Source organism: bacterium, from assembly GCA_035528375.1.
Classification (GTDB): Bacteria; RBG-13-66-14; RBG-13-66-14; order RBG-13-66-14; family RBG-13-66-14; genus RBG-13-66-14.
Genome location: DATKYS010000125.1, coordinates 1 through 22,849 on the forward strand (window position 1 = coordinate 1; position 22,849 = coordinate 22,849).

The 22,849-nt window shown below is 67.0% G+C and carries 24 protein-coding genes; 14 read left to right on the plus strand and 10 right to left on the minus strand.

Annotated features, from left to right (window positions below):
- Positions 1-27: 27 nt before the first annotated feature.
- Genes VM054_09810 through VM054_09820 form a run of 3 tightly spaced genes read right to left on the minus strand, consistent with a single transcriptional unit; the run spans position 28 to position 2,486 of the window.
- On the minus strand, positions 28-705 hold the full coding sequence (locus VM054_09810; GenBank protein HUT99355.1) for a hypothetical protein: 678 nt from the start codon (positions 703-705) through the stop codon (positions 28-30).
- An 11-nt stretch (positions 706-716) separates the two neighbouring features.
- Positions 717-1,472 carry a GIDE domain-containing protein gene (locus VM054_09815; protein ID HUT99356.1) on the minus strand — a complete coding sequence of 252 codons (756 nt, stop codon included), beginning with the start codon at positions 1,470-1,472 and terminating at the stop codon, positions 717-719.
- A 60-nt stretch (positions 1,473-1,532) separates the two neighbouring features.
- Complete coding sequence (locus VM054_09820; GenBank protein HUT99357.1) at positions 1,533-2,486, minus strand: ROK family protein; 954 nt, start codon at positions 2,484-2,486, stop codon at positions 1,533-1,535.
- Between the two features lie 65 nt (positions 2,487-2,551).
- Between VM054_09820 and VM054_09825 the strand changes: the two genes are divergently transcribed.
- On the plus strand, positions 2,552-3,154 hold the full coding sequence (locus VM054_09825; GenBank protein HUT99358.1) for a hypothetical protein: 603 nt from the start codon (positions 2,552-2,554) through the stop codon (positions 3,152-3,154).
- A 562-nt stretch (positions 3,155-3,716) separates the two neighbouring features.
- Here VM054_09825 and VM054_09830 read toward each other — a convergent pair.
- Complete coding sequence (locus VM054_09830; GenBank protein HUT99359.1) at positions 3,717-4,217, minus strand: hypothetical protein; 501 nt, start codon at positions 4,215-4,217, stop codon at positions 3,717-3,719.
- Complete coding sequence (locus VM054_09835) at positions 4,214-4,582, minus strand: metalloregulator ArsR/SmtB family transcription factor (GenBank protein ID HUT99360.1); 369 nt, start codon at positions 4,580-4,582, stop codon at positions 4,214-4,216. The genes VM054_09830 and VM054_09835 overlap by 4 nt, the downstream gene beginning before the upstream one ends.
- Before the next feature lie 480 nt (positions 4,583-5,062).
- Here VM054_09835 and VM054_09840 point away from each other — a divergent pair, with 480 nt between their 5' ends.
- The 12 genes from VM054_09840 to VM054_09895 all read left to right on the plus strand — a co-directional run bounded on the left by VM054_09840 (position 5,063) and on the right by VM054_09895 (position 17,100).
- Positions 5,063-6,580, plus strand: a complete 1,518-nt coding sequence (locus tag VM054_09840; protein ID HUT99361.1) for a sigma 54-interacting transcriptional regulator — start codon at positions 5,063-5,065, stop codon at positions 6,578-6,580.
- Between the two features lie 44 nt (positions 6,581-6,624).
- Complete coding sequence (locus VM054_09845; GenBank protein ID HUT99362.1) at positions 6,625-7,746, plus strand: hypothetical protein; 1,122 nt, start codon at positions 6,625-6,627, stop codon at positions 7,744-7,746.
- Positions 7,747-7,921: 175 nt separating this feature from the next.
- Positions 7,922-9,346 carry an aldehyde dehydrogenase family protein gene (locus VM054_09850; protein ID HUT99363.1) on the plus strand — a complete coding sequence of 475 codons (1,425 nt, stop codon included), beginning with the start codon at positions 7,922-7,924 and terminating at the stop codon, positions 9,344-9,346.
- A 9-nt stretch (positions 9,347-9,355) separates the two neighbouring features.
- Positions 9,356-9,727, plus strand: coding sequence for a hypothetical protein (locus VM054_09855; protein ID HUT99364.1), 372 nt, complete (start codon positions 9,356-9,358; stop codon positions 9,725-9,727).
- A gap of 44 nt (positions 9,728-9,771) precedes the next feature.
- Positions 9,772-10,773: a hypothetical protein gene (locus tag VM054_09860; protein ID HUT99365.1), complete on the plus strand. Its 1,002-nt coding sequence runs from the start codon at positions 9,772-9,774 to the stop codon at positions 10,771-10,773.
- A gap of 62 nt (positions 10,774-10,835) precedes the next feature.
- Entirely contained in the window at positions 10,836-11,969 is a 1,134-nt protein-coding gene (locus tag VM054_09865; GenBank protein HUT99366.1) for a hypothetical protein, read from the plus strand.
- 152 nt (positions 11,970-12,121) lie between these two features.
- The gene (locus VM054_09870; protein HUT99367.1) at positions 12,122-12,991 is read left to right on the plus strand and encodes a type II restriction endonuclease; all 870 of its coding nucleotides are present in this window, start codon (positions 12,122-12,124) and stop codon (positions 12,989-12,991) included.
- Positions 12,981-13,898, plus strand: a complete 918-nt coding sequence (locus tag VM054_09875) for a Dam family site-specific DNA-(adenine-N6)-methyltransferase (protein HUT99368.1) — start codon at positions 12,981-12,983, stop codon at positions 13,896-13,898. Before VM054_09870 ends, VM054_09875 begins: the two co-directional genes overlap by 11 nt.
- Before the next feature lie 43 nt (positions 13,899-13,941).
- A complete protein-coding gene (locus VM054_09880; GenBank protein HUT99369.1) occupies positions 13,942-14,217 on the plus strand; it encodes a BMC domain-containing protein in 276 nt (91 codons plus the stop codon).
- Between the two features lie 7 nt (positions 14,218-14,224).
- A complete protein-coding gene (locus tag VM054_09885) occupies positions 14,225-15,232 on the plus strand; it encodes a PduL/EutD family phosphate acyltransferase (GenBank protein HUT99370.1) in 1,008 nt (335 codons plus the stop codon).
- Between the two features lie 6 nt (positions 15,233-15,238).
- On the plus strand, positions 15,239-16,537 hold the full coding sequence (locus VM054_09890) for a 4Fe-4S dicluster domain-containing protein (protein ID HUT99371.1): 1,299 nt from the start codon (positions 15,239-15,241) through the stop codon (positions 16,535-16,537).
- On the plus strand, positions 16,537-17,100 hold the full coding sequence (locus VM054_09895) for a BMC domain-containing protein (protein ID HUT99372.1): 564 nt from the start codon (positions 16,537-16,539) through the stop codon (positions 17,098-17,100). Before VM054_09890 ends, VM054_09895 begins: the two co-directional genes overlap by 1 nt.
- Before the next feature lie 309 nt (positions 17,101-17,409).
- Here VM054_09895 and VM054_09900 read toward each other — a convergent pair whose 3' ends face one another.
- From VM054_09900 to VM054_09915, 4 genes are all read right to left on the minus strand, one after another.
- A complete protein-coding gene (locus tag VM054_09900; protein ID HUT99373.1) occupies positions 17,410-18,123 on the minus strand; it encodes a ribonuclease Z in 714 nt (237 codons plus the stop codon).
- 7 nt (positions 18,124-18,130) lie between these two features.
- Complete coding sequence (locus VM054_09905; GenBank protein ID HUT99374.1) at positions 18,131-18,982, minus strand: hypothetical protein; 852 nt, start codon at positions 18,980-18,982, stop codon at positions 18,131-18,133.
- Positions 18,983-19,216: 234 nt separating this feature from the next.
- Complete coding sequence (locus VM054_09910; protein ID HUT99375.1) at positions 19,217-20,041, minus strand: hypothetical protein; 825 nt, start codon at positions 20,039-20,041, stop codon at positions 19,217-19,219.
- A gap of 4 nt (positions 20,042-20,045) precedes the next feature.
- The gene (locus VM054_09915) at positions 20,046-20,846 is read right to left on the minus strand and encodes an alpha/beta fold hydrolase (protein HUT99376.1); all 801 of its coding nucleotides are present in this window, start codon (positions 20,844-20,846) and stop codon (positions 20,046-20,048) included.
- 131 nt (positions 20,847-20,977) lie between these two features.
- On the opposite strand from VM054_09915, the gene VM054_09920 reads away from it, so the two are divergent.
- On the plus strand, positions 20,978-21,484 hold the full coding sequence (locus VM054_09920) for a bifunctional nuclease domain-containing protein (protein HUT99377.1): 507 nt from the start codon (positions 20,978-20,980) through the stop codon (positions 21,482-21,484).
- Positions 21,485-21,532: 48 nt separating this feature from the next.
- Here the strand turns inward: VM054_09920 and VM054_09925 are convergent, their stop codons facing one another.
- Positions 21,533-22,618, minus strand: coding sequence for a radical SAM protein (locus VM054_09925; protein ID HUT99378.1), 1,086 nt, complete (start codon positions 22,616-22,618; stop codon positions 21,533-21,535).
- Between the last annotated feature and the right edge of the window lie 231 nt (positions 22,619-22,849).

Here is a 22,849-nt window from a genome sequence, read left to right on the forward strand (position 1 = left end):
CCCCCCAAAGGGGGGAGGGAGAATAGCCTAGAGGAGGGGGGCCAGTTTTTTAGAAACCTCCGCCGACACCGAGGCCCGCAGCACCTCCCCCAGCCCGGCCCAGGTGACGCCCGGGCTCCGCTCGTAGAGCGCCCGACCGGCGTCCAGGAGCTGCGCCGCGGCGGGGCCCTTCATCAGCAGGCTGAAATCCTCCCCCCCGAACCGAAAAACGACCACACCCTCGCACAGAGTGTCCTCGCGCTCGACGATGCAGAACCGGACCTGGTTCTCCACGTCGCCCCGGCGGTCCAGGTGCCGCAGGACCCAACTCCGGCCGCCGTACCCCGCCACCCCGACCAAGTCCCCGCCCTCCGACGGGACGCGCACCAGGTTCCCCAGCGCCAAGTCGAGCTTGGGGTGCGTATCCCCCGCGCTCCGCAGCCGCTCGCCTATCCCCTCCAGGCTGACTAGGTGAAAGAGGGCGGTGTCGGTCTCCCGGACGAGGGAGTAGAGCCGCGTGGCGAGGATGAACTCGTTGGAGGAATCGAAGGCGGGGCCGAGGACGAGGGTGCTGCTCCGCTGCAGGAGGAAGATGGTCTTCAGGCCGCCCCGGAGCAGGCCCAGGGTCTTCTCGTAGTGGATGTCCCGCCCGCGGTGCATCTCGGTCACCAGGGTGAAGCCCGTGGACTTGAGTATCCCCTCCGCCGACAGGTCGCGGTCGTCCATCGAGCTCCCCGCTACTTGATGATGAAACCGGCCGCCACCAGGAGCACCCCGACGACGCCCAACAGCGGCGTCAGGACGCGCCAGACCTTCACCCGGCCGGTCAGCTCCCGGACCAGCTCCTGCTCGCTCTTGAGGCTGACGATGAAGCGGTCGTCGCCGGTCTTGCGCATGGCCAGCCCGCCCCCGGCGTCGGTCACCACCCCCAGGGTGTAGACGTTCACCCCTTCGGGAATCAGCCATTCCTGCTTGCGGTAGCCGAGGACGCGGTTGTCGCCGAGACCGGCCTCGGGCTCGAAGCGGTCGTGGACGACGTGGGCGCCGATTATCTCGGCCCCCCGCACCGCGACCTTCATCCGACCCGAAGCGTCCACCACGTAGAAGTCCACGGCGTTCGTCTCGTCGGAGACGGTATCCCAGACCTGGCTGACGCGCTTCTGGCGGCGGCCCTTGGAGTCGGTCACGAACTCGGTCACCTGGCGCTGACGTTCCACCAGGCTCCGGTACCACACCCCCCGCTTGCCCGAGAGCGGCGCCGTCAGGTTGCCCTCCGCGTCCACCGTCCCCTTGAGCTCGCAGGGGAATGAGAAGGAACCGTCGAGCATCTCCTCCTTGGAGGTCTTGTACGTGTCGGCGATTTCGGCGGCCGAGTAGGTCTCGGTACCGACGATGTCCGCCTGCTTGCGCCGGGCGGCCCCCAGGATGAAGAACCCGATGATGGCGATCAGGACGCACACCCCGCCGCCGACGAAGAACCCCATGTTACCCATCGCCCCTCCCGCAGTTTTCTTTACGGGGGAAGGATACCAAATCCGGCCGTCGAGCGGGGGTCAAAAGAGGTTGAGGGCGAGGGCCGAGGCTCCGATGAGCCCCGCGTCGCCCCCCAGCTCGCCCGTGACCACGTCCAATCCGGTGGGGGTGCGGAAGCGGTGCCGGTCGAGGGACTCCCGGGCGGGACCGAGGATGAGCTCCCCGGCTCCGGCCAGACCGCCGCCCACCACCGCCAGGTCCACGTCCAGGAGGGCCTGCGCCAGGGCGAGCCCGCGGCCCAGGTACAGCCCCGCCTCCTCCAGGAGACCGGCGCAGACCCTGTCGCCCCCGCGGGCGTGCTCCGTGATGAGCCGGGAATTTATATTGACCGTGTCGCCCCCCGCCGCCGCGAGGAGGTCGGGGAGCCTCCCCTCTTTCGCCAGTTCCATGGCCCGTCGGCGCACCGCCGAGGCCGAGGCGTAGGCTTCGAGGCATCCCCGGCGCCCGCAGTTGCAGGGCCGGCCGCCCGGCTCCACGGTCAGGTGGCCGATTTCCAGAGCGTTCCCCTTCACGCCTAAAAGGGGCCTGCCGTCGAGAACCGCCCCGCCGCCGACCCCCGTGCCCAGGGTGACTCCCAGGCACCAGGGGTGCCCCCGCGCCGCCCCGCGCCAGTATTCGCCCAGGGCGAAAGCCGTGGCGTCGTTGACCAGGGTGACCGGGAGCCCCAGCGCTTCGTAGGCCATCTCCGCCAGCGGCGCCTCGCCCAGGTCCGGGACGTTGACCGGGGAAGAGATCCACCCGCGCCCCGCGTCCATGGGCCCGGGCACCGCCAGGACCAGGGCGTCCGGCTTTCCGCCCGATTCGGCGACGAGCTCTTCCAGGAGCTCCGCCAGGGTTTTCAAGAACACGGCGGGACGCCGGTCCCCACGCGGCGGGGTCTTCCTTCCGGCGACGACGCGCCCCGAGGGGTCCACCAGACCCGCCCGGAGGTTGGTCCCGCCGAGGTCCACCGCGTAGATCAACCGCTCGCCCACCATGACACCTTTACAGGAAAGCTCCCCGCTGGTATTCTACCAAAAGCACGAGCGAGGAGGTGCCCGTGGCCGAGCGGCTCGCCGAAAGGCTCAAGGTCTGGTTCGTGGACGACGAGCAGGAGCGCCATGACGAGTTCGACCGCCGTCACGGCGAGCGGTACGACGTCCGGCACTTCCACCGCCCCGACGAGGTCCTCGCGGCCCTGGAAAACGGCGAGAAGCCGGACCTGCTCCTCTCCGACGTCTTTTTCCTCCGGGAGGACGCGCGCGACCGGGCCGACGGGTTGCAGCGGGAGATGCGGGAGCTGGACGAGCGCCTGAGCGATTTCGCCCGGCGGTACACCGAGGTTTACGCACCCGAGGGGCTGGAGCTCGCGGCCAAGCTGCACCGGGAGCGGCGCCCCTTCCCCAACGTCGTCTACTCCTCGAAGGCGGCGATTCTCCTGGACGAGCCCGCCTTCTCCCGCATCGCCCGCGAGACGGGGCCGGTGTGGATTCTCAAGGGCAAAGAGGACGCCGAGGCGGAGCAGTTGAAAATCGAGAGCGTGAGCCTGGGGTGGAACTGGCGCCGCCGCTACCTGCAGGTGAAGGGGCTCCTGGCCATCGTGGCCATCGCCGCGATGGCGGCGGGCTGGTTTTTGGGGATGCTCCTGGGCCGGGTCATGTAGGCGACCCCCCCACGGCGCCCGTGAATGATCAACGTAGGGCGGCAACTCCGTGTGCCGCCCGTTTATTAAACGAGGCAGGTGTACGGGCTGCCATAGCCCCCTCCCCCCTTTGGGGGGAGGGGGGCGGGCGGGTGTGGACACCCGCCCCTACGAGTGAGGTGAAAATCCTACGTCACCCTCGTAGGGGCCGACCTTCAGGTCGGCCCGCGGCGGCCCGCAGAGGACTCGTCCTACGGGGCCGCCAGACGTCACCGCAACCAACGGGTGCAGCGGCCCCCTCTCCCTTTAAGGGAGAGGGTCGGGGTGAGGGTAGAAATCAGCGAAAATCAACGACCCCCAATTCGGCCCCAAAAACGCGGCGGGGATTGAAGTCCCCGCCCTACATTCGTCGGACGCCGCGAATCCGACCCGTAGGGGCGACCGTCCACGGTCGCCCGCGGGCGGAGACGAAGCCCCGCCCCTACGTCACCGCAACCGGGGTGAGGGCTGCCTCATAAAAAACGGGCGGGCCCAAAGCCCCGCCCCTACACCATCGTAATCCCCGGGCCATACCGGCCCAACCTCACGACCGCAGGGTCACGTCCAGGATGTTCCCCAGCCGCTCGGGGTGGCTCGAGGTGAATACGTAGGCCTGAACCTTGTCGCTCTTCGAATCGGCGACCTCGATTTTCAGGGCCGGCCCCCCCGTGGACACCCAGTACCAGGCGCGGTCGCGACCACGCCGGATGCCGTAACCCCCCGAGTCGGACAGACGGATGAAGGTCGGCTCCGTGGAGATGATGCTCCGGCGGGCGATGGTCTTCTTGAAGACGCCGAAGGCCAGGAAGAGCCGGGACTGGGTGACGGTGACGACGAGCTGGGTGAACGAGAGCCCCACGAAGAGCGCGACGGAGGCCGTGACGGTGCAGGCCCAGAAGACGGTCCGCTCATCCGGCGTCCGGAAGCCGCCCCACAGGACCACGCCGAGCATCAGCAACCCGACGACGGTGACCGTTATCCAGAAGGAAACCCGGGAGACGGTGCTCTCCCGGTAGACGACGATGTCGGGGGAGGCCTGGTTCATTGCGGGCCGCTCTCCCGGATTTTCGCGAAGTGGGCCCGCAGGTCGCCGAGGAGCTTTTCCGCTTTCTGATCTTCCCGCAGGTCGCGGGCGCCGCAGGCGCCGAGGAGGGCGACGACGATGGGCAGGTTCTCGTCGGCCAGGCCGTAGCAGACCCGGTTCCCCTCCCGGCGGAAGGTGACGAGCTGAGCCCCGCGCATGACGGCCAGGTGCTGGGAGATGTTGGGCTGCTTGAGCCCCAGGGCGGCGCGCAGGTCGTCCACGCAGGACACGTCACGGGCCAGGAGCTCCACGATGCGCAGCCGGGTGGGGTGGGCCATCGCCTTGAACAGACGCGCCGTCTTCTCGCACCGGTCCTGCTCTTCCACGGTCCTCCTCACGTGTTTAACCTGTTGCGAATATACGAAATTCCTAGTTTTTTGTCAAGACGGCGGAGCGCTTTATCCGTGGAGGGGCGCCGGCCGCGACCGTCCCGACGGGTCGGGGTGAGGGCCGCCGTAGATAAAAATGTAGGGCGGCCCCGTAGGACGCGTCCTCTGCGGGCCGCCGCGGCGGGGATTAATATCTGCGGCCGAAGGCAAATCCCCGCACTGCATTTAGAAGCGGCTCGCCTACGGGGCAGGGAGTGGCGTGCAGCGGCCCCCTCTCCCTTTAAGGGAGAGGGTCGGGGTGAGGGTAGAAAACAGCGAAAATCAACAACCCCTATTTCGCCCAATATAAACGGCGGGGACTAAGGTTCCCGCCCTACATCTAGGAGAAGCTCGACTACGGACCGGGACGGGGGTAGGCGGATCCCGGGACAACCCCGCCCGCTTGACCGAGTGTATACTAATGTGTATACTGCCGTCATGCAACGCTCGACCTCCAAAGAGGTCCCGCCGCCCCGCTTCGAGCGCTTCCTCGCGGCCACCACCTCCATCGCCGGCGCCTACGAGGAGGACAAGCTCCTCCAGGCGATAATCTCCTCGGCCGAGGAGGTGGTCGAGGCCGGCGCCAGCTCGATTCTGCTCCTGGACTCGGGCGGCGCCTTCCTCCGCTTCGCCATCGCCACCGGGCCCGTGGCCGACAAGGCCCTGCCGGTCAAGGTCCCCGTCGAGGGCTCCATCGCCGGCTGGGTCGTCACCCACCGCCGGCCGGTCAACCTGCCCAAGGCCGGGGACGACCCCCGCCACTTCACCGGCGTGGACAAAAAAACCGAGATCAAGACCGAGAGCCTGCTCTGCGTGCCGCTTCTGGTGGACGACGAGCCCATCGGGGCGATTCAGTCGCTCAACAAGCGCGGCGGCCGGCCCTTCACCGACGAGGACGAGCACTTCCTCGAGGCCATCGCCGTCCAGGCCGCCTACGCCCTGCGGCGGGTGATGGAGGACCAGCGCCGGCGCGAGGAGCTCGACGAGCTGCGCGCCCGCGCCGCCACCGAACAGACCGTCATCGGCGAGCGGGGTGGACTGGCCGAGGTCTTCGACATCGTGAGGAAGGTGGCCGACGCGAGGACCACGCTGCTGTTGCGCGGCGAGACCGGCACCGGCAAGGGGATGATTGCGCGGGCCATCTACTCCATCGGCGCCAGATACCGCCGCCGATTCGTCACCGTCAACTGCTCCAACATCCCCCCCGACCTCCTGGAGAGCGAGCTCTTCGGCCACGCCAAGGGCGCCTTTACGGGGGCCTCGGCGGTCAAGATCGGCAAGTTCAAGCTGGCCCACGGCGGCACGATTTTCCTCGACGAGGTGGGCGACATCCCCCTGGAACTGCAGGCCAAGCTCCTGCGCGTGCTCCAGGAGCAGGAGTTCGAGCCGCTGGGCTCCAACGACACCGAGAAGGTGGACGTACGGGTCATCGCCGCCACCAGCCGGGACCTGGAGGCCGCCATCGCCGAGGAGCGCTTCCGCGAGGACCTCTACTACCGCCTGAACGTGGTGAGCGTGGAGCTGCCGCCTCTGCGCGACCGCCGCGAGGACCTGCCCGAGCTGGTGGACCACTTTTTACGCAAGTACTCCCTGGAGACGAACAAGCACATGCTGCGGGCCGCCCCCGAGGCGCTCGAGGTCATCGCCGCCTACGACTGGCCGGGCAACGTGCGAGAGCTGGAGAACGCCGTCGAGAGGGCGGTGGTGCTGGGCGAAGGGGAGGTGCTGGAGCCGGAGATGCTCCCCAGCCACGTCCGCGGCGGGCGGGGATACACCGTCCCCGAGGGTGCCACCCTGGTCGAGGCCCAGCACAGCTTCAAGCGGTATTTCATCGCCAAGGCGCTGGACGCTCACGGGGGAAACCAGACCAAGGCCGCCGAGGCCCTGGGCATCCAGCGCAGCTACCTGAACCGGATGATAAAGCAGTTGGGCCTCCACCGGGCCGCGCAGGACTGATGCTTGGGGTCCGCGGAAGAGCTCAGATGTCACAAGGTGATGAAATGAGAACCATGAAAATCCTCGTCTGGCTGTCGCTTCTCGGAATGACGGCGGTCGCCGGTGAGCTCACCCTGGGTTATTCATCGGTCCTGGAGGCGGAATTCTACCTCGCATTCCCGGACGAACTGGCAATTGACGCCTTCGACTGCTGTTTCCACACGCCGGGCGGGGAGGAACATGTCTGCACCCGATTAGAATTCAGCCTGCCGGTGAATCCCGCCGAATTGAGAGGCGGACTCAGCCCGAATGGGTGCTGGGGTTACGTGGTGGCGACACTCGCGGACCGGGGCACGGTTAGGGGGGACGAGCTGCTGGTTTTCTTTCTCGAAGACCCCATGCCGTGGCGCATCAACCAGTACGCTTATCTCCACTCCTTCCATTTCGGCGACGATTATCTCTACTTCCTCGGAGACTTCTACGGTTTCACCTCGGCCTGGCGGTTCCCGCTAATCGCCCAAATCGCCATGCCGCCGCCCACCGAGGAACTCCTGGAGGAGCTTGCCGATCAGTCCGTGGAGACCCTGGGACCGGATTGGCAGTGGCTGCTGATCGCGGACACCGTCACGCCGGATGCGGCGGCGCTCGAGGCCTGGCCGCCCACACGAGAATATTTACTGACGGGGGATCAAGTCGCCGGTTGCCCCTGGGGATTACCGGTCCTGCGCAGGCTCGATCCCTGCGGCGGAGAATCTTCGCCGGTGGTGCAGCCTTCGGCCTCCTCTCATCTGACCGGGGATGTCTGCGACATGGGACCGGGGGCGGCGGTGGACGGCCGCTTTGAGACGGCCTGGTGCGAGGGGGTCCCGGGAACGGGGGTCGGGGAGAGTCTGGCGCTGACCTTCGACGGCGAATACCCCCTGACCGGCGTGACGGTCCTGCCCGGTTACGCCCGCGACCCGGAGCTGTGGGGGGATAACGCCCGTCCCCGTCGGTTGTCGCTCGAAGCCGCGGACCGGACCTTCGAGTTCGAGCTGAAGGATGAACCGGCGCTCCAGCGCCTGGAGCTGGAGAGCACGGTCTGGACGGATACGCTCCGCGTGACCATCCTGGAGGTTTATCCCGGAGAACGCTGGGACGACACCTGCATCGCCGAAGTCACGCCGCGCTTCGACTCGGGCTTTTGACGTGGAGTTCAGTGATGCTCCGCCGGTCGAACCGCGGAGGTCCTCGAACGCCCCCGCGCCGGGGGATGCGGTAATCCAGACCACATCGTCCGCCGAGGCCCCGGGCATCCAGCGGAGTTATTTAAATCGGATGATCAAGCAGCTCGACATCCGTCAGCCGGACCATTGAGGTTAGATGGACCCGGATTTAGAAAAAATTTCCGAGGCGCGGGAGCTCCTGCGGCAGGCGCGAAAAGCGGCCGATGAGCTTCGCCGGAAGTCCCCGGAGGAGCTGGACCGTTACGTGCGTGCCGTCTCCGAGGCGGCCCAGGGCGCCGCCCGGGAGCTGGCCGAGCTCGCCGTCCGCGAGTCCGGCTTCGGCGTCGTCGAGGACAAGATTTTAAAAAATACCTTCGCCGCCCGCGACGTGGCCGAGAGCATCCTGAAACAGCGCACGGCGGGCGTCCTCTCCCGCGACCCGGCCCGCGGAATCGTCGAGTACGGCGTGCCGATGGGCGTCGTGGCCGCGATAATCCCGTGCACCAACCCCACCTCGACCGCGATTTTCAAGGCGTTGATAGCGGTCAAGGCGGGCTGCGCCGTGGTCATGAGCCCGCACCCGCGCACGGTGGAGTGCACCCGGCGGGCGGCGGAGGTCTGCCAAAAAGCGGTCGAGGGCGCGGGCGGGCCGGCCGGGGCTATTTCATGCCTATCCGGCGGCGTCATGGCGGCCACCCGCGAGCTCATGGGCCACGCGCTCACCGACGTGATTTTAGCCACCGGCGGGATGGGCCTCGTGCGCGCGGCCTACTCCTCGGGCAAGCCGGCCTACGGCGTGGGGCCCGGCAACGTCCCGGTCTACGTGGACCGCTCCGCCGACGTGGAAAATTCCGTCCGCCACGCCTTCCGCGGAACCACCTTCGATAACGGCGTCGTATGCTCCTGCGAGCAGTCCCTCGTGGCCGACGCCCCCGTGGCCGAGCGGCTGAAGGAGGAGTGCGCCAAGAGCGGCGGGTATTTCCTCGACCCCGGGGAAACGGCGAAGGTTTCCGCCCTGTTATTCCCCGCGGGTGAATTCAACGGCGCGGCGGTGGGGATGCCCGCCCGCTGGATCGCGGAAAAATCGGGCATAGGCGTGCCCGAGACGACCGTGGTTCTTTTGGCCGAGCTGGAAGGCGTGGGACCCGACCACCCACTTTCGGCGGAGAAGCTCTGCCCCGTGCTGGCGTTCTACACCGCCGACGGCTGGCGCGCCGGCTGCGAACGCTGCATCGAATTGATCAAGTTCGGCGGGATGGGCCACACCATCTCCATCCACGCCCGCAACGCCGAGGTCGTCGAGGCCTTCGCCCGGGAGAAGCCGGTCTGCCGGGTGCTGGTCAACACCTGCGCCGCCCTGGGCGCCGTCGGCCTCACCACCAACCTCGAACCGTCGCTGACCCTGGGACCCGGGGCCTGGGGCGGCTCGGCGACCGGCGACAACGTCACCGCCCGGCATCTGATCAACGTAAAACGCCTGGCCTACGACCGCGAGGGGCTCCCCGGACGGGAGAGACGCGAGCCCACCGAGGAGGAGATAAACCTCGCGGTGAAGCGGGCCCTGGACGAGCTGGGGTTTTAGGAGGGAGCCGTGGCCGAGAGATACAGCGTCCGGGACGAGCTTGCGGTCCGCCTTCCCGCGGAGCTCATCGCGCGCGTCACGGCCCTGGCCTGCAACGTCCAGCCCCCCAACCCCCGCACGCTCAAGAAACCGCCGTCCTTCGCCGACTGGAAGGGTTCGGAGGTCTCAATCGAGGACATCCGCCGGCACATGAGAACCTGCCGGGACGTTTGCGCCTGGGGCGAAGGCGTCCACCGCCTCTACGGCTACCTGGGCGACGGCACCCTGACCGTCGTGGACCTCGCCGGGGGGAGGGTCGTCTACTTCGGCCCGCGGCCCGACTGGTATCCCGACGAGACGATGACCGAGATTTTGCTGGACCGCTCTGTGGGCGAGTACTGAACTTTCCGCCGTACCCTGCGGCAAATAATGGAGGTCGAGGCAACGTGCGATTGATTTTGTGCATCTTATTCGTCTGCTCGCCGATCGTCGCCGCGCCGCTGAAAGTCACCGGCGGCCTGGAGGAGTTTTTGGCGAAATTCCCCGACGCGGCGGAGATTTACTTCCAGACCAAGACCCCGGAAGGCGTGGGATTCTACACGATTTCCGCGCCCTCCGGCGAGATGGCGCCCGTGGGGATTTTCGGGCGCAGCATGGACGGCGTCGCCTCCGCGGGCCTCCTGGTCCACGAGGGGCCGGGCGCGGACGGTATCGAGGACATCTTTTTAGAAAAAACCGGGGAGGAGACGGTCTCCTTCGGCGGACCGCTGCGCGACCTGCAACCCTCCCTATCCCCCGGCGGGCTGGTGGTCTTCGCCACGGAGACGGAGCCCGTCTGCTTCGACCTCGCCCTCTGGGACGCTACTTCCGGGATGCGGACCCTGGACCTGGGCTGCGGCGACGAGACCGAGCCCGCCATCCTCTACGCCGCCCCGGAGGGGAACGGCCCCGTCATCGTCGTCTTCCAGGGGCACGTCGGCGGCGACTTCCAGCTCTACTACGCCGTGCTCGGCCCGAACGACGAAACGGCCGAGGTGGACCGGCTGCTCGCGTTTCCCGGCTGGGCGCTCAGCCCCGACCTGCTCCTCCCGTCCGCGGACTGGACCCCCCGGGAGGGGGACACGGTGCCCCTGGCCTTCCACGGCTTGGGCGACGATGACCAGCGGGACCTCTACCTCGGCGAGCTGACCTTCCACGGCGACGTCGCCTACCCGGAGGAGATTCGGCTGACGGCGGGCGAACCGGAGCGCCTCGCCGTATCCCCCGCCGACGACAAGTACCCCGAGCTCTACCGCGATTCTACAGGGACGCTCTGGTGCTTCTTCGCCTCCTTCCGCGACGGCGACTACGACCTCTACGCCTGGACTCAGGGGACGCGGGAGCTTTACCAATTGACCGACCTGCCCGGCACGCAGACGGCGCCCTACGTACGCGCCCTGGAACCGTAGCGGATTCACCCCCGGGCTGAGAAGGGGGCTTAAGCCCCTTGCCCTTCCATTCAAATGGAAGTATGAAAAAACTGATTCTGGCGGCGGCCCTCGTGGCGAGTCTGGCGGCGGCCGGGGAAATCGGCGGCCCCGCGGAGTTCTGGGCCGACTTCGAGACCCACGGCGGCTACGGCATGGACCTGATTTTCGTGGACGACGCCTCCGGCGAGCCGGTGCTGGCGAGGCTGTCCGAGGGGCAAACCGAGCCCGAAACCCTGGGCGTCGCGGGGCGCTTCCCCGCCGGGATAGGGGCCTTTAGCGTCAGCGGCTTCTGCAACCCGCCGACCCTGGTGTACGAGGTTCCCGGGGAGGGCGGCTGGGACCTGGCCGTGGCGGACGACCCGCGGTCCGCGGGCGGGGCTTTCCTCATCTCCGGCCCCGGCGAGGACATTCAGCCCGACGTCTTCGGCGACCGCTGCGTGGCCTATGCCCGGGAAAACTCCGACGGCGGCTACGACATCGCCCTGTGGACGAGTGACTCCGGGGTCGAGGTCCTGGACCTCGGCGAGGGGGATGAGATGTGGCCGACCTTCTTCTACGCCGCGTCGAAGGGGGAGCTGTGGCCGCCGGAAATAGACCCTTACGACCCCGACGCCAGGGAGCCGGAGCCGGGCGAAATGGACCCGCTGAACGAGCCCTCGGCGATCATCTTCCAGGCCGACCCCGACGGACGGAACCGACTCCACTACGCCCTCCTGGGGCCGGGCGGCGTGGTCGAGCGCACCGGGGAGCTCGCGGGTAAAGGCTTCGACGAGTTCGAGGGCGAGGCGATGTGCCCCGACATCTCCAACCAGTACTACGCGGAGCCGGACTACGCCCCCGACGGCCCGACGCCGCTGGCCTTTCAGGGCCTTACCGACGACGACCGGGACCTCTACCTCACCCAGGTCAGCCGGGTGAGCTCCGAGCGGGGTGCCCGGCTGGTCGCCGAGGGGCTGGTGCGGCTGACCGACTGGCCGGGCGACGAGAAGTTCCCCGAGCTTTTCGCCCGGTACGACTGGGAGGCCGACGAACCGGCCACCTGGTGCTTCTTCGCCGCGGACCGCGACGGCGATTTCGACATCTACGCCCTGTGGGTGGAGGCGGACCGGTTCTACCAGCTCACCGACCTCCCCGGCACACAGACCGCGCCGCTGGTGATGGTGATGGGCTATTGAGCCCGCGGGGGACGGGCGCGGCGACCTGCGTCCACCGGCTGGCGCAATGAGAGGCCGCCCGGCGCGGAAAGTGTTAAACTCTGACCGTTGACCGCCCACCCCGGCGACCAGACCGCGCCGCTGGCGCTGACCGGTGAGTGAAAATGGGGAAAATGGGTAAAGACAAACAACGGGTAAAAAAGGGCTTTAAAGGACTTCTACAAGAACTTGCCGCCACACTGAGCGGTCATGTTTCTACAAAAGACCAACAATGGACTGTGAAGGGGTTTATTGACGTATTTCGAAATGTCTACACCATTTCTGCGGATACAAAGATCGTTTCAAAAGTTCTTGAGATACACTTACTTCCCGTACTTCTCAAGTTCGCAGAGGAACACAATTTCAAAATCGTACTTGCTAAACACCAAAATTATTATCCAGATTTATCTTTTATATCAGCAGAAGATGACACCATAAAGTTCGCCGTTGATTTAAAAACGACTTATCGTTCACTCGATAAGCCTGGTTTCTGCAACGGTTTTACACTTGGTTCCCACGGAAGTTATTTCGTCAAACGTTATGTAAAGAAAAATATTCAGTTTCCATATAGTAACTATATAGGTCACTTCTGCCTTGGGATTATTTACACTCGCACAGATCCAGGCGATACAGATGAAACAAAAGTTTATCCTGTAACCGCACTTCATTCCATAGTTTCCGTTATTAAGGATATACAATTTTTCGCTTGCGAAAAATGGGAAATAGCGAGCGATTCACAGGGGAGCGGAAACACGGCGAATATCGGGAGTATCGTCCACATAGAAGACATTTTACAGGGAAACGGGGTCTTCAAAAACCTTGGGGAAAAATGGTTCGATGAGTATTGGATGAACTACGGCAAAATCATCATCACGACACCGACGGGGGAGCAGAAGAAGATTACAAGGCTGCGTGAATTTCTTGAGTTCAAGGGTCTCGATCCCGACCTTGCCAATCCGTGTATCAGGACATCCGCGAAAGGGGGCGGCTCCGGTGAAGAATAAAATACTCGTACCACCGATCAAATGCCAGGGTATCAAGACGAAGCTCGTTCCTTTGATACTGGCGAACACCCGAGTACCTGAAGACGGCCGGTGGATCGAGCCGTTCATGGGTTCCGCCGTCGTCGGCCTCAACGCCAGGCCGAGAATAGCTTTATTTGCCGATCTAAACCCCCACGTTATCGGATTATACGCAGCCCTGAAATCCTCGAGCATCACCCCCCATTCGGCTCGGGCATACCTTGAAAAAGAAGGAGATACGCTCAGGGAGAAGGGAGAGGACCATTACTACTTCATCCGCGATCGTTTCAATAAAAAAGGCGAACCCTTGGATTTCCTCTTCCTCTCCCGTTCTTGTTTCAACGGAATGATAAGATTTAATAAAAAGGGCGGCTTCAACGTTCCATTTTGTAAAAAAACAGAACGATTTTCAAAAGCATATATCACTAAAATTGTCAATCAGATTGACAGGTTTTACGACCTGTTGAAATTATATGATTGGTCATTCGCATGCCAGGATTTTGAAAAAACGATAAGTTCAGCGACGGAGAAGGATATCATCTACTGTGACCCTCCTTATCTAGGTAGACACGTTGATTACTTCAACTCATGGAAAGAAGAGGATGAGAGGAGGCTTTTTCAATGCCTGTCTTCGACGAGGGCGAAATTCATTTTATCTACATGGCACAGCAATAGATACCGTTCCAACAATTTCTTGAAGTCGTTGTGGTCACGATTCCACATAGTGACCCAAGAACATTTTTATCACGTCGGCGCTAAAGAAGACAACCGTAATGCAATGCTCGAAGCTCTTGTGATGAACTTTGATCCTGCTTGCGAAAGGATTGAAAAACCGCAATATATTCAAGAAACACTATTTGATACTCTTTTGAGTTTAAGGGATCGTTGACGCATTTATCCTTTCCAGCAAGGGGTGAAGATTGGCTCAGAACCTGCAAGAGATAGCCCTGGGGATGATCGAGACCAAGGGGCTGGTGGGCGCGATCGAGGCCGCCGACGCCATGGTCAAGGCCGCCAACGTCAAGCTCATCGGCAAGGAGAAGATAGGCGGGGGCTACGTGACGGTGATGGTGCGGGGCGAGGTGGGCGCGGTGAAGGCCGCCACCGACGCCGGCGCCGCCGCCGCCGCCCGCGTGGGCGAGCTCGTCAGCGTCCACGTCATCCCCAGGCCCCACGAGAACGTGGAGATGCTCCTCCCCGGCGAATAGGTAACCCGTGACTGAGGAATTTCGGGACACCCCCCGGCGCGTGGCCGAGGCGGTGCGGCGGGAGCTCGCGGAGAGGAGCTATCCGTCCGGCGGGCCGGAGCAGGATACGAAGCCTCCCCCGGTCCCCGTCGAGCCGAACCCCACCGGCCCGGCGCCCCGTGTCGCGCCGTCGGAGGCCGACCCCCGGCGCATCCCCGTGGCGGTCAGCGGCCGCCACGTACACCCGTGCGCCGAGAATCTGGCGCTCCTCTTCGGCCAGGGGCATCGGTTGACGAAGGTCCGCGAGTTGAGCCAGACCGGCCAGTTCGCCGCCGAGGAGATTTTAAATCTGGTCGGCCCGAAGGCCGCGCTGACCACCAGAATCCTGGGGCCGGTGCGGGAGAAGACCGTCGTCGAGCTGTCGAAGAGCGACCTGGTCCGCCTGGGGGTGCCGCACGAGGTGCTGCCCGGCGGGTCGGTTAAATTGGCGGGTCCGCTGGTTTTAATCGGCCCCCGGGGCGAGCTCCGGCTCACGGATCAGGTGGCCCTGGCCGACCGGCACCTGCACTGCACCCCCGCCGATGCCGCCGCCCTGGGAGTATCCGATGGGCAGCGGGTGAGCGTGGTGGCCGACGGTTGGCGCGGGGCGCGCCTGGACCAGGTCCGGGTCCGCGTCCGGGAGGACTACCGCCTCGAGCTTCACACCGACACCGACGAAGGGAACGCGGTCGGGTTGAGAACCGGCGACACCGTCCGCCTGTCCGACACCACCCCGCCGCCCGCGCGGGAAGGAATCCCCGTCGCCGAAAAGAGAAAACCGCTCCCCGTGGCGACCGTCTCCGCCGGTGGCCGGGAGCCACGCCTGCTGGGCGGAATCCCCGGCGTGGCGCCGCTGGGGCTGGTCACGGAGAACGACGTCCGGGCCGCCGCCCGGGCCGGACTCGCCGAGATTCCCGTCACCCCCCGCGCCATCGTCACCCCCGCCGCCCGGGACATGCTGAAGGAACTGGGCCTCACCCTCTCGACCCGGCGGTAAACCCCCATGACCGCCGCCCAAACAGCCGTGGACCTGGCGCGCGAAGCCGGAGTCGTCGGCGCCGGGGGCGGCGGATTCCCCACCCACGTCAAGCTCTCCCTCCCCGCCGACATTATTATCGCCAACGCCGCCGAGTGCGAGCCCCTCGTCGTAAAGGACACGGCGCTCGTCGAGCGCGGGGCGGAAATAGTTCTAAAGGGATTGAAGCTCGCCGGTGAGGCCGTGGGGGCCGGGCGGCTTATCGTCGCGGCCAAGCCCAAACGCGAGAAGGCCTGGCGCGCTCTGCAAGATGCAACCGGCGTCGGAATCGAGCTATTCCCCCTCCCCGACGCCTACCCCGTGGGCGACGAGGTGACGCTGGTCAAAATGATTACCGGGCGGACGGCGCCGCGGGGCGGCCTGCCCGCCGATGTCGGCGCCCTGGTCCAGAACGTCGAGACGCTCTACAACCTGGCCCGCGCCGCGGAAAGGCCGGTGACCGAGAAGTGGGTCTGCGTCGTCGGGGCGGTGGAGCGGCCCATCGTCACGGTCGTCCCCATCGGCTACCCGGCGGCGGGCCTGCTGGAAATAGCGAAACCCGAGCCGGGCGCGGTGGTCCTCGAGGGCGGCCCGGCCATGGGGACCATCATCGAGCCGCGGGAAGCCCACGTCGCCAAGCATCTCTCGGGCTACACCGTCCTGCCCGGCAATTCGCCGGTCGTCGCGCACCTGCGGGGCACGTTGGAGCTGAACCGCCGCCGGTCGCTGACCGCCTGCATCCAGTGCCGACTCTGCACGGACCACTGCCCGCGCTGGCTCACCGGGCGGGAGGTCCGGCCGCACCTGTGGATGCGCGCGCTGTGCCTGGGCACGGGCTTCGACCGGCTGGCCGGCGACCTCTGGGGCTGCTGCGCCTGCGGCGTCTGCGAGCTCTACGCCTGCCCCGAGGGGCTCTCGCCGCGCCGGGTGGCCCTCGAGATTCGGGAGCGGATGCCCCACCCGCCTATGGAAAATAAACCGCCCGGCGACCGCCCGCTCTTCGGCGAGCGCCACCCCCCGACCCGGCGGCTCATGGGCCGCATGGGGATTCTGGACTACGACCGGCTCGTGGAATGGGTGGAGGCCCCGCCGGTGAATTTCCTGAAAATCGCCCTCCTCCAGGGCGCGGGGAGCCCGGCGAAGGCGACCGTGCGTAAAGGCGACGGGGTTCGGGCGGGAGAGAAAATCGCCGAGGCGGCGGCGGCCCTCGGCGTCCCCCTCCACGCCCCCGCGGACGGAACCGTGGTCGAGGTCACGGATACGTACATCGGGATCGAGGTCCGCTGATGGACGATACGGCCTTGGGCTTGCTCGAGCTCTACAGCGTCGCCCGGGGGATGCGGGCGGCGGACGCGGGGAACAAGGCGGCACAGGTACGCTTAATCTTCGCCCGCCCGTTCTGCGCCGGGAAGTTCGGGATACTGTGGGCCGGGGACGTGGCCGGGGTCAGCGCGGCTCTGGCCGCCGGACGGCGGGTCGGCTCCCACCTGGTGGTGGACGAGACTCTCCTCCCCGCGGCGCACCCGTCCTTGATTCCCGCTCTCGGCGGCGCCAACCCCTACCCCCCCGGCGCGGCCCTGGGGATAGTAGAGACCTACTCCATCGCCTCGACGCTGGGCGCGGCGGACGCGGCGGCCAAGGCGGCCCGCGTCGAGGTCGTCGAAATGCGCGTGGCCGTGGGCCTCGGCGGGCGGGGGTATTTTTCGGTGGCCGGGGAGGTGGCGGCGGTGCAACAGGCGGTTGACGTGGCGCGGGCCTACGTCGTGGAGCTCGGCCTGTTGGTGGACGCGCAGGTCATCCCCGCGCCCGACCCCCAGCTCATCCGGCGCCTGGGGCTCCTGGAGGGGTGATTGCCGACGGCCCGTGCATCTGTCCGTGCCTCGCTGCGATGATGTAGGGGCGGGTGTCCACACCCGCCCGTTTTTTTATAAGGTAGCCCTCACCCTCAATCCCTCTCCCACGGGGAGAGGGAGGCCACAGGCCGCCGCTTTCACGTTCCCGACCTCTACCCTCACCCCGGCCCGTCGGCGCGCCACTCCCACGGGGAGAGGGAAGCCGCCAACGGGGCGTCGGGAATTAATAAAGCCACCACACGCGGGGCTAAATTTGAGAATTTTAAAAATCGCGTCGCGATACTGCGATCCAACGCGCTGCGTTGGTCAATCGCCCCGCTCCGAGGGGTGCATCCCGTGGATGAGCCCGAATCGCTTCGCCAGCCGCCCGTACCCCTCCGCCTCCGCCCGGGACAGGTGGACCCGCGGGCTGAGCCGCTGCTCGCGGTCGCCCCAGGTGGCCTCGACGAGCGCCAGGTCCGCCCCCGCGCAGAGCTTCCGCAGATTTTCGCCGGGCCCCGTGTCACCGGAAAAGGCCACGACCACCCCCCCGAGCTCCACGCGGTAGCCCAGGGCGGGGATGGGGCCGAGGACGCCGGCGGCGGTGGAGCCGCGGTGCTCGACGGCGTAGGCCCGCAGCGCCCAGCGGTCCAGATTCACCTCGTCGCCGTCGCCGAGGGGCAGCCGCTCGACGGCGAAGGGCGCGTCGGGGTAGAGCTCGAAGAAGCGGTCCAGGAACGCCTCGACCTCGACGCAACCCGCCGGGTAAGCCACCGGCAGGGCGGTCTCGCGGCCGATCATCCGCAAAAAACCGAGGAGCGTGTGCAGGCCGCCCACGTGGTCGAAGTGGCCGTGGGAGAAGGCGACGCCCTCCAGCCGCGCGGGCCTGAGCCGGGCTTCCAGGAGGTCGCGCAGCGCCCCGTCGCCGCAGTCCAGCAGCAGAAATCCGCCCCGATTCTCCACCGCCACGGTCGTCGCAACCCCGGCGGCGGAGTAGAGCACGTGGACCGCGATGCCTCCGTCGAGCCCGAACGTCTTCACGTGTCCCTCACGGGTTGGTGTCCTTGGTCTTCAGGCTGAATCCGATTCCGCGCCGGCCGGAAAGGCGGTTGTAGAGAAGCGGCATGAGCCAGAGCGTGGGCACCGCCGCGGCCACGGAGAAGAGCGCGTCGGCGACGAGGTCCCCGCCCGCCAGCGCACCCAGGACCAGCTCCAGGACGACCGCGATGACGGTCAGCGCCAGGAAGCTGGGCAGGACGTAGGCCAGGGAGCGGAGCTCGATACGCCGGAGGACGACGCCCTCGGCGGTTTTCGCGAGTCTCAGCCGGACGCCGTCGCCGCCGGCGGCCACGCGGTTGTAGATGACGGCCGCCATCATCCCACAGAGCACGACGAGGCCGGCCACGAAGAACGTCCCGGCGAGGCCGTTCACCAGCAGCACCTCGAGCCCGGTCTCCTCGCCGTAGAACAAGTCGCCGAGGCCCACGACGCTCACCAGCCCCAGCGTTCCCGCCATGTTCACCGCCCCCAGTGCCAGCATCGGGACGAAGAGGCGGCTGACGCTGCGGAAGGGCACCTCTGAAATACGCCGGGCGTCCGGCTCGCCCTCCACGGGCAGGAGCTCCAGGTCCAGCGTCAGCACGCCCCGGTTGTAGCGGTTGTACGCCGCCGCGAAGGCCGCCAGCCCCAGGACGCTCCAAAGGGTGTTGACCGGGACGAAGACGGCGAAGGTCAGGAGGAACCCGCCGCCGCCGGTGACCTGGTTGACCAGCAGGGCCAGCTCCCGCGTACCGCCCAGCCCGGAGAACCACGAGGCCCCGAACACCGCCCAGGCCGTGAACAGCAGGGGGAGGTAGAGGCGGAGGAGGGAGAGCGGCTTGATGCGGGTGATTTGCTTCACGGGTCGGGTCGCGTTGAGAGTACCGTGGAATTATACCAGACCCGGCGGAGGGTCATGGGCCGGGGTGAGGACCGGAGTCGCCCGCGGGCGGGGTGGACACCCGCCCCTACGCCATCGCAAACAGCGGTTCCCTCCCCCCTCTGGGGGGAGGGCCAGGGAGGGTGGTAGAAAGCGGCGGCCCGCAGAGGGGCCGCCCTACGCCATCGCAACCCAAGGCGAAGGGCTAAATTACGCCTATTCCACCTTCCCCTCCCCCCGGGCCCGCAGGAGGAAGAGGCCGCCGATGCCCGCCAGCGCCCCGCCGAGAGTCACCCACTCGAATACCGACAGCCCCGACGTGGTCAGAAGGTTCACCAGCGTCCCGACGGCGTAGGCCCCCAGAGTGGGCACGCCGATCCAGAAAGCCGGGCTGGTGCGCTCTTGCTGGGGGAGGTCCCCGGCGACGATGCGGCCCGAGAGGCCGTCCATGACCAGGGGCCAGTCGGCGCCCCCGCGCCCCTCGGTGGAGAAGACCACCCGCCAGTAGGGGTGGTAGATGTAGGCGGTCAGGCTGCGTACGGTGTCCTGGCTCTCCGTCGCTTCGGTCGGGGGCGGGGGGAAGAGGACGTCGGACGCGGAGAGGGCGTCGGGGTCCAGCGGCTCCACGGTGAGCCCGGCGGCGCCCTCGGCCAGGTGGGGGCTCAGGGGGTCCGCGCCGGCGAGCTGCAGCTCGTCCAGATCGAAGGCCGGCGTGAGCTCGGTGGTCTCCCGACGCTCGAAGGAGCCGTTCGAGGGGACCAGCCGCTCGGCGTAGTCCAGGCGCCAGGGGACGAGGAGGCGCTCGTCGGCCTCCAGCTTGAGGCGGCCGCGGTGACCGCCGCCCCGAAGCCGCTTGCGGGCGGCCAGCATGGCCTCGCCGGAATTCAGCCCCCCGACCACCGCGAAGGTCGGCGCGCCCTCGGCGTAGTGGGCGTAGGCGGCCCCGCAGTGCCGGCAGACCAGGGCGCCCCCGAAGAGGTTGCCGTGGCCCGGGCGGCCGCAGGCCGGGCAGCGGTAGAGAACTGTCAGGCGGGAGATCAACCGGTTATTCCGAGAACTGCCTCTCCAGCCAATCGGCGATCAGCGCGCGCACCTCGGGTCGGGAGCCGAACAGGTGCGTCCCGTGACCGCCGGTGGGGTAAACCACGAGCTCGGGGGCGAATAGCAGCTCGGCCAGAGCGGCCACGCTTTTTTCCGAGTAGGAGTCGTCCCCGGCCGCGACGAGGAGGGCCGGGCGCCTGCCGTAATCCGTCGCGTACGCACCGGGCTTCACCCCGCGGTAGTCCGAGCCCGGGCTGAGCATGACCACGCCGGCCACCCGCGAGTCGTCGGCGGCTTCGATGAGGACCAGGTTGGCGCCGATGCTGGCCCCGATGAGGAAATATTTTCCGGAAACCTGTTCCGCCAGGTAGTCCAGGGCCGCCCGGACGTCGTTGGCGCAGCCGAGCCACTCCTCCGTCTCGAAGTTCTTGTAGTCGAGGGCGCCGCGGGCCGACTGGCCGTGGCCGCGCAGGTCCAGGGCCACCACGTCCAGCCCCTTGCTTATCAGGGTCTCGACGAGCGGCCCCCAGTCGGCGCGGGTGCGGCCCAGCATGTGGACCAGGACCACCCCGCCGCGCGGGGGCGAGCCCTCCACGCCCAGGTACTCCAGCGTCACCGCCACCCCGTCGGAGGTGACCTTCTGAATCACCGAACCGCCGAGAACCGCGGGCGGGGGCGGTGAATCGGCGCCCTCGAGCCCGGCGTTACCGACCGTCAAATCCGATTCACCCGGTCCCTCCTCGCCGGAACAGGCCCCAAACGCGACCAGGACGAACACGAACAGCAGCGCGGGCATCCTCTTCATCGCGCACCTCCGGAATTTCCCCCGACCGCTTTATCCTACCACAACCGGCCCCCGCCCGGTACACGCCCGGCCCCTGGCCTTCGGGGCGGAAAAGGGGTATGATGGGGTAGTATGTAAACCGTGGAGATGAAATGCGGCTAATCCTCGCGCTCGCCCTGGCGCTGTTCGTCCTTCCCGCGGCGGCCCAGGAGTACGCCGAGGAGGATTTACGCCGGATGGAGGTCACCGACGTCCTTTTGGACACGGAGACCGGCTCGACGAGCCTGGTGCTGAAGGAGGTTGACGGGGAGCGGTTCATCGTGATGGGCATCGGCCCGGCGGAGGCCACCGCCATCGCCGCGGCCCTGGAGGACTTCAGCTTCGACCGGCCCCAGACCCACGACCTTCTGGTGAGGGTGATTCTCACGCTGGGCGCCGACCTGGAGCGGGTGGTCATCACCCAGCTCCTCGAGGGGGCGTACTACGCGCGGCTGGAGCTGGTGCGGGACGGGGAGGTGCTGGCGGTTGACTGCCGTCCGTCGGATGCCGCGGCCACGGCGCTGCGGTTCGCGGCGCCCGTCTACGCCACCGAGCTGGTCCTCAAGCAGGCCTGGGAATCCTACGAGGTGGAGAACCCCGGCGGGATCGAGGGCATCTGAGCCGTGGGAAAGACGAATTTGACGAAAAAGCCCCTCGGGGGCTTTTTTTCACGCGCCGACCGGGGGGTCGGCCAGGAGCGACTCGACCCAGGCGCGGTTGGTCCACAGGGCGCAGCCGCCGTCGGACTCGGTGAGCAGCGAGTGATTCTCCCGCAGCGTGCGCAGGAAACCGGACCGCAGCGCCTCCTTCAGGGAGGTTTTTTTCAGGCTCGCGTCGGAGAAGGGGGCGAAGGGGCAGGGTTCGAGGCCGCCGTCGGGGGCGACGTGGACGAATCCGCGCCCCGCCGACAGGCAGCCGCCGTAGGGCCCCTCGTCGCCGGGGAAGGGGATGCAGAGGACTTTCAGCCGCTCCTGGAGCGTTTCGGCCCTGCGGATGAGCTCCGCCCGCTGCCCGCCGTCGAGGACCAGGCCCCCGGTGCCGGGGGCGACGGGCACGTACTCGACGAAGAAGAAGACACCGCAGCCGGCGTCCTTGAAGGCCCGGACGAAGTCGGGGTCGGTGACGGCGGCGAAATTCCCCCGGGTCACGGTCAACGAGACGCCGCAGAGAACCCCGGCGGCGCCGAGGCGGGCGATGACCTCCCGGACCCGCCGATAGACGCCCCGCCCCCGCCGCGCGTCGGTGGCGGCCTCGTGGCCCTCCAAGCTCACCACGGGGACGACGTGGGGCTGGCGCCGGAGCCGGGCGATTATCCCATCGTCAATCAAGAGGCCGTTGGTGAAAACGGGGAAGAGTGTGCGGCGGCGCTCTCCAGTCAAGTCCAGGATGCCGGGGCGCAGAAATGGCTCACCCCCGGCCAAAAAGACCACCGAAGAGCCGAGGTCCTCGGCCTCGGCCAGAATCTCGCCCAGGCGCGCCAGGGGCAGCTCACCGTCCGGCGAGCGCCCGTGGGCCCGTGCGTAGCACCCCCGGCAGCGGAGGTTGCAGCGGGCGGTGACGCTGACGATGAGGTAGGGCGGGACGTGAACGCCCATTCTTTCCCACCGTGCCCGGCGACGGACGGCCAGCTTTTGGGCCAGGAGCGTCCGCAGGGCGAAGGCGAGGCGGCGGGGGGACCCGAACGTCACCCGGAGCCCCGCGCGGAACAGGCGCGCGAGGTTGGCGTTCATCGCGGCGATGTGCTCAGAGTCCATCGGCGTATCGGGTCGCGGTTCGCCCCATTTTATGTAAGTCCCCCCCGACACGCAAGGAATAAGGGCGGATCGGCCGCCGTTTAAACCTTTCACCGACCCGTGGCGGCTTGCGATGACGTAGGGCGGCCCCTCCGCGGGCCGCCGCGTACTACCCCTCACCCTAGCCCGTAGGCGAGCTTCCCCCCAGAGGGGGGAGGGGACAGGCCCACGGACCGCGCCTCACTGTGATGA

Bases quoted from the DNA above. Each gene is read 5' to 3' on its own strand.
- VM054_09850 (HUT99363.1), top strand. From the start codon at position 7,922: ATGGACCCGGATTTAGAAAAAATTTCCGAGGCGCGGGAGCTCCTGCGG.
- VM054_09865 (HUT99366.1), top strand. From the start codon at position 10,836: ATGAAAAAACTGATTCTGGCGGCGGCCCTCGTGGCGAGTCTGGCGGCG.
- VM054_09870 (HUT99367.1), top strand. From the start codon at position 12,122: ATGGGTAAAGACAAACAACGGGTAAAAAAGGGCTTTAAAGGACTTCTA.
- VM054_09830 (HUT99359.1), bottom strand. From the start codon at position 4,217: ATGAACCAGGCCTCCCCCGACATCGTCGTCTACCGGGAGAGCACCGTC.
- VM054_09890 (HUT99371.1), top strand. From the start codon at position 15,239: ATGACCGCCGCCCAAACAGCCGTGGACCTGGCGCGCGAAGCCGGAGTC.
- VM054_09920 (HUT99377.1), top strand. From the start codon at position 20,978: ATGCGGCTAATCCTCGCGCTCGCCCTGGCGCTGTTCGTCCTTCCCGCG.
- VM054_09895 (HUT99372.1), top strand. From the start codon at position 16,537: ATGGACGATACGGCCTTGGGCTTGCTCGAGCTCTACAGCGTCGCCCGG.
- VM054_09815 (HUT99356.1), bottom strand. From the start codon at position 1,472: ATGGGTAACATGGGGTTCTTCGTCGGCGGCGGGGTGTGCGTCCTGATC.
- VM054_09840 (HUT99361.1), top strand. From the start codon at position 5,063: ATGCAACGCTCGACCTCCAAAGAGGTCCCGCCGCCCCGCTTCGAGCGC.
- VM054_09925 (HUT99378.1), bottom strand. From the start codon at position 22,618: ATGGACTCTGAGCACATCGCCGCGATGAACGCCAACCTCGCGCGCCTG.
- VM054_09915 (HUT99376.1), bottom strand. From the start codon at position 20,846: ATGAAGAGGATGCCCGCGCTGCTGTTCGTGTTCGTCCTGGTCGCGTTT.
- VM054_09810 (HUT99355.1), bottom strand. From the start codon at position 705: ATGGACGACCGCGACCTGTCGGCGGAGGGGATACTCAAGTCCACGGGC.
- VM054_09845 (HUT99362.1), top strand. From the start codon at position 6,625: ATGAGAACCATGAAAATCCTCGTCTGGCTGTCGCTTCTCGGAATGACG.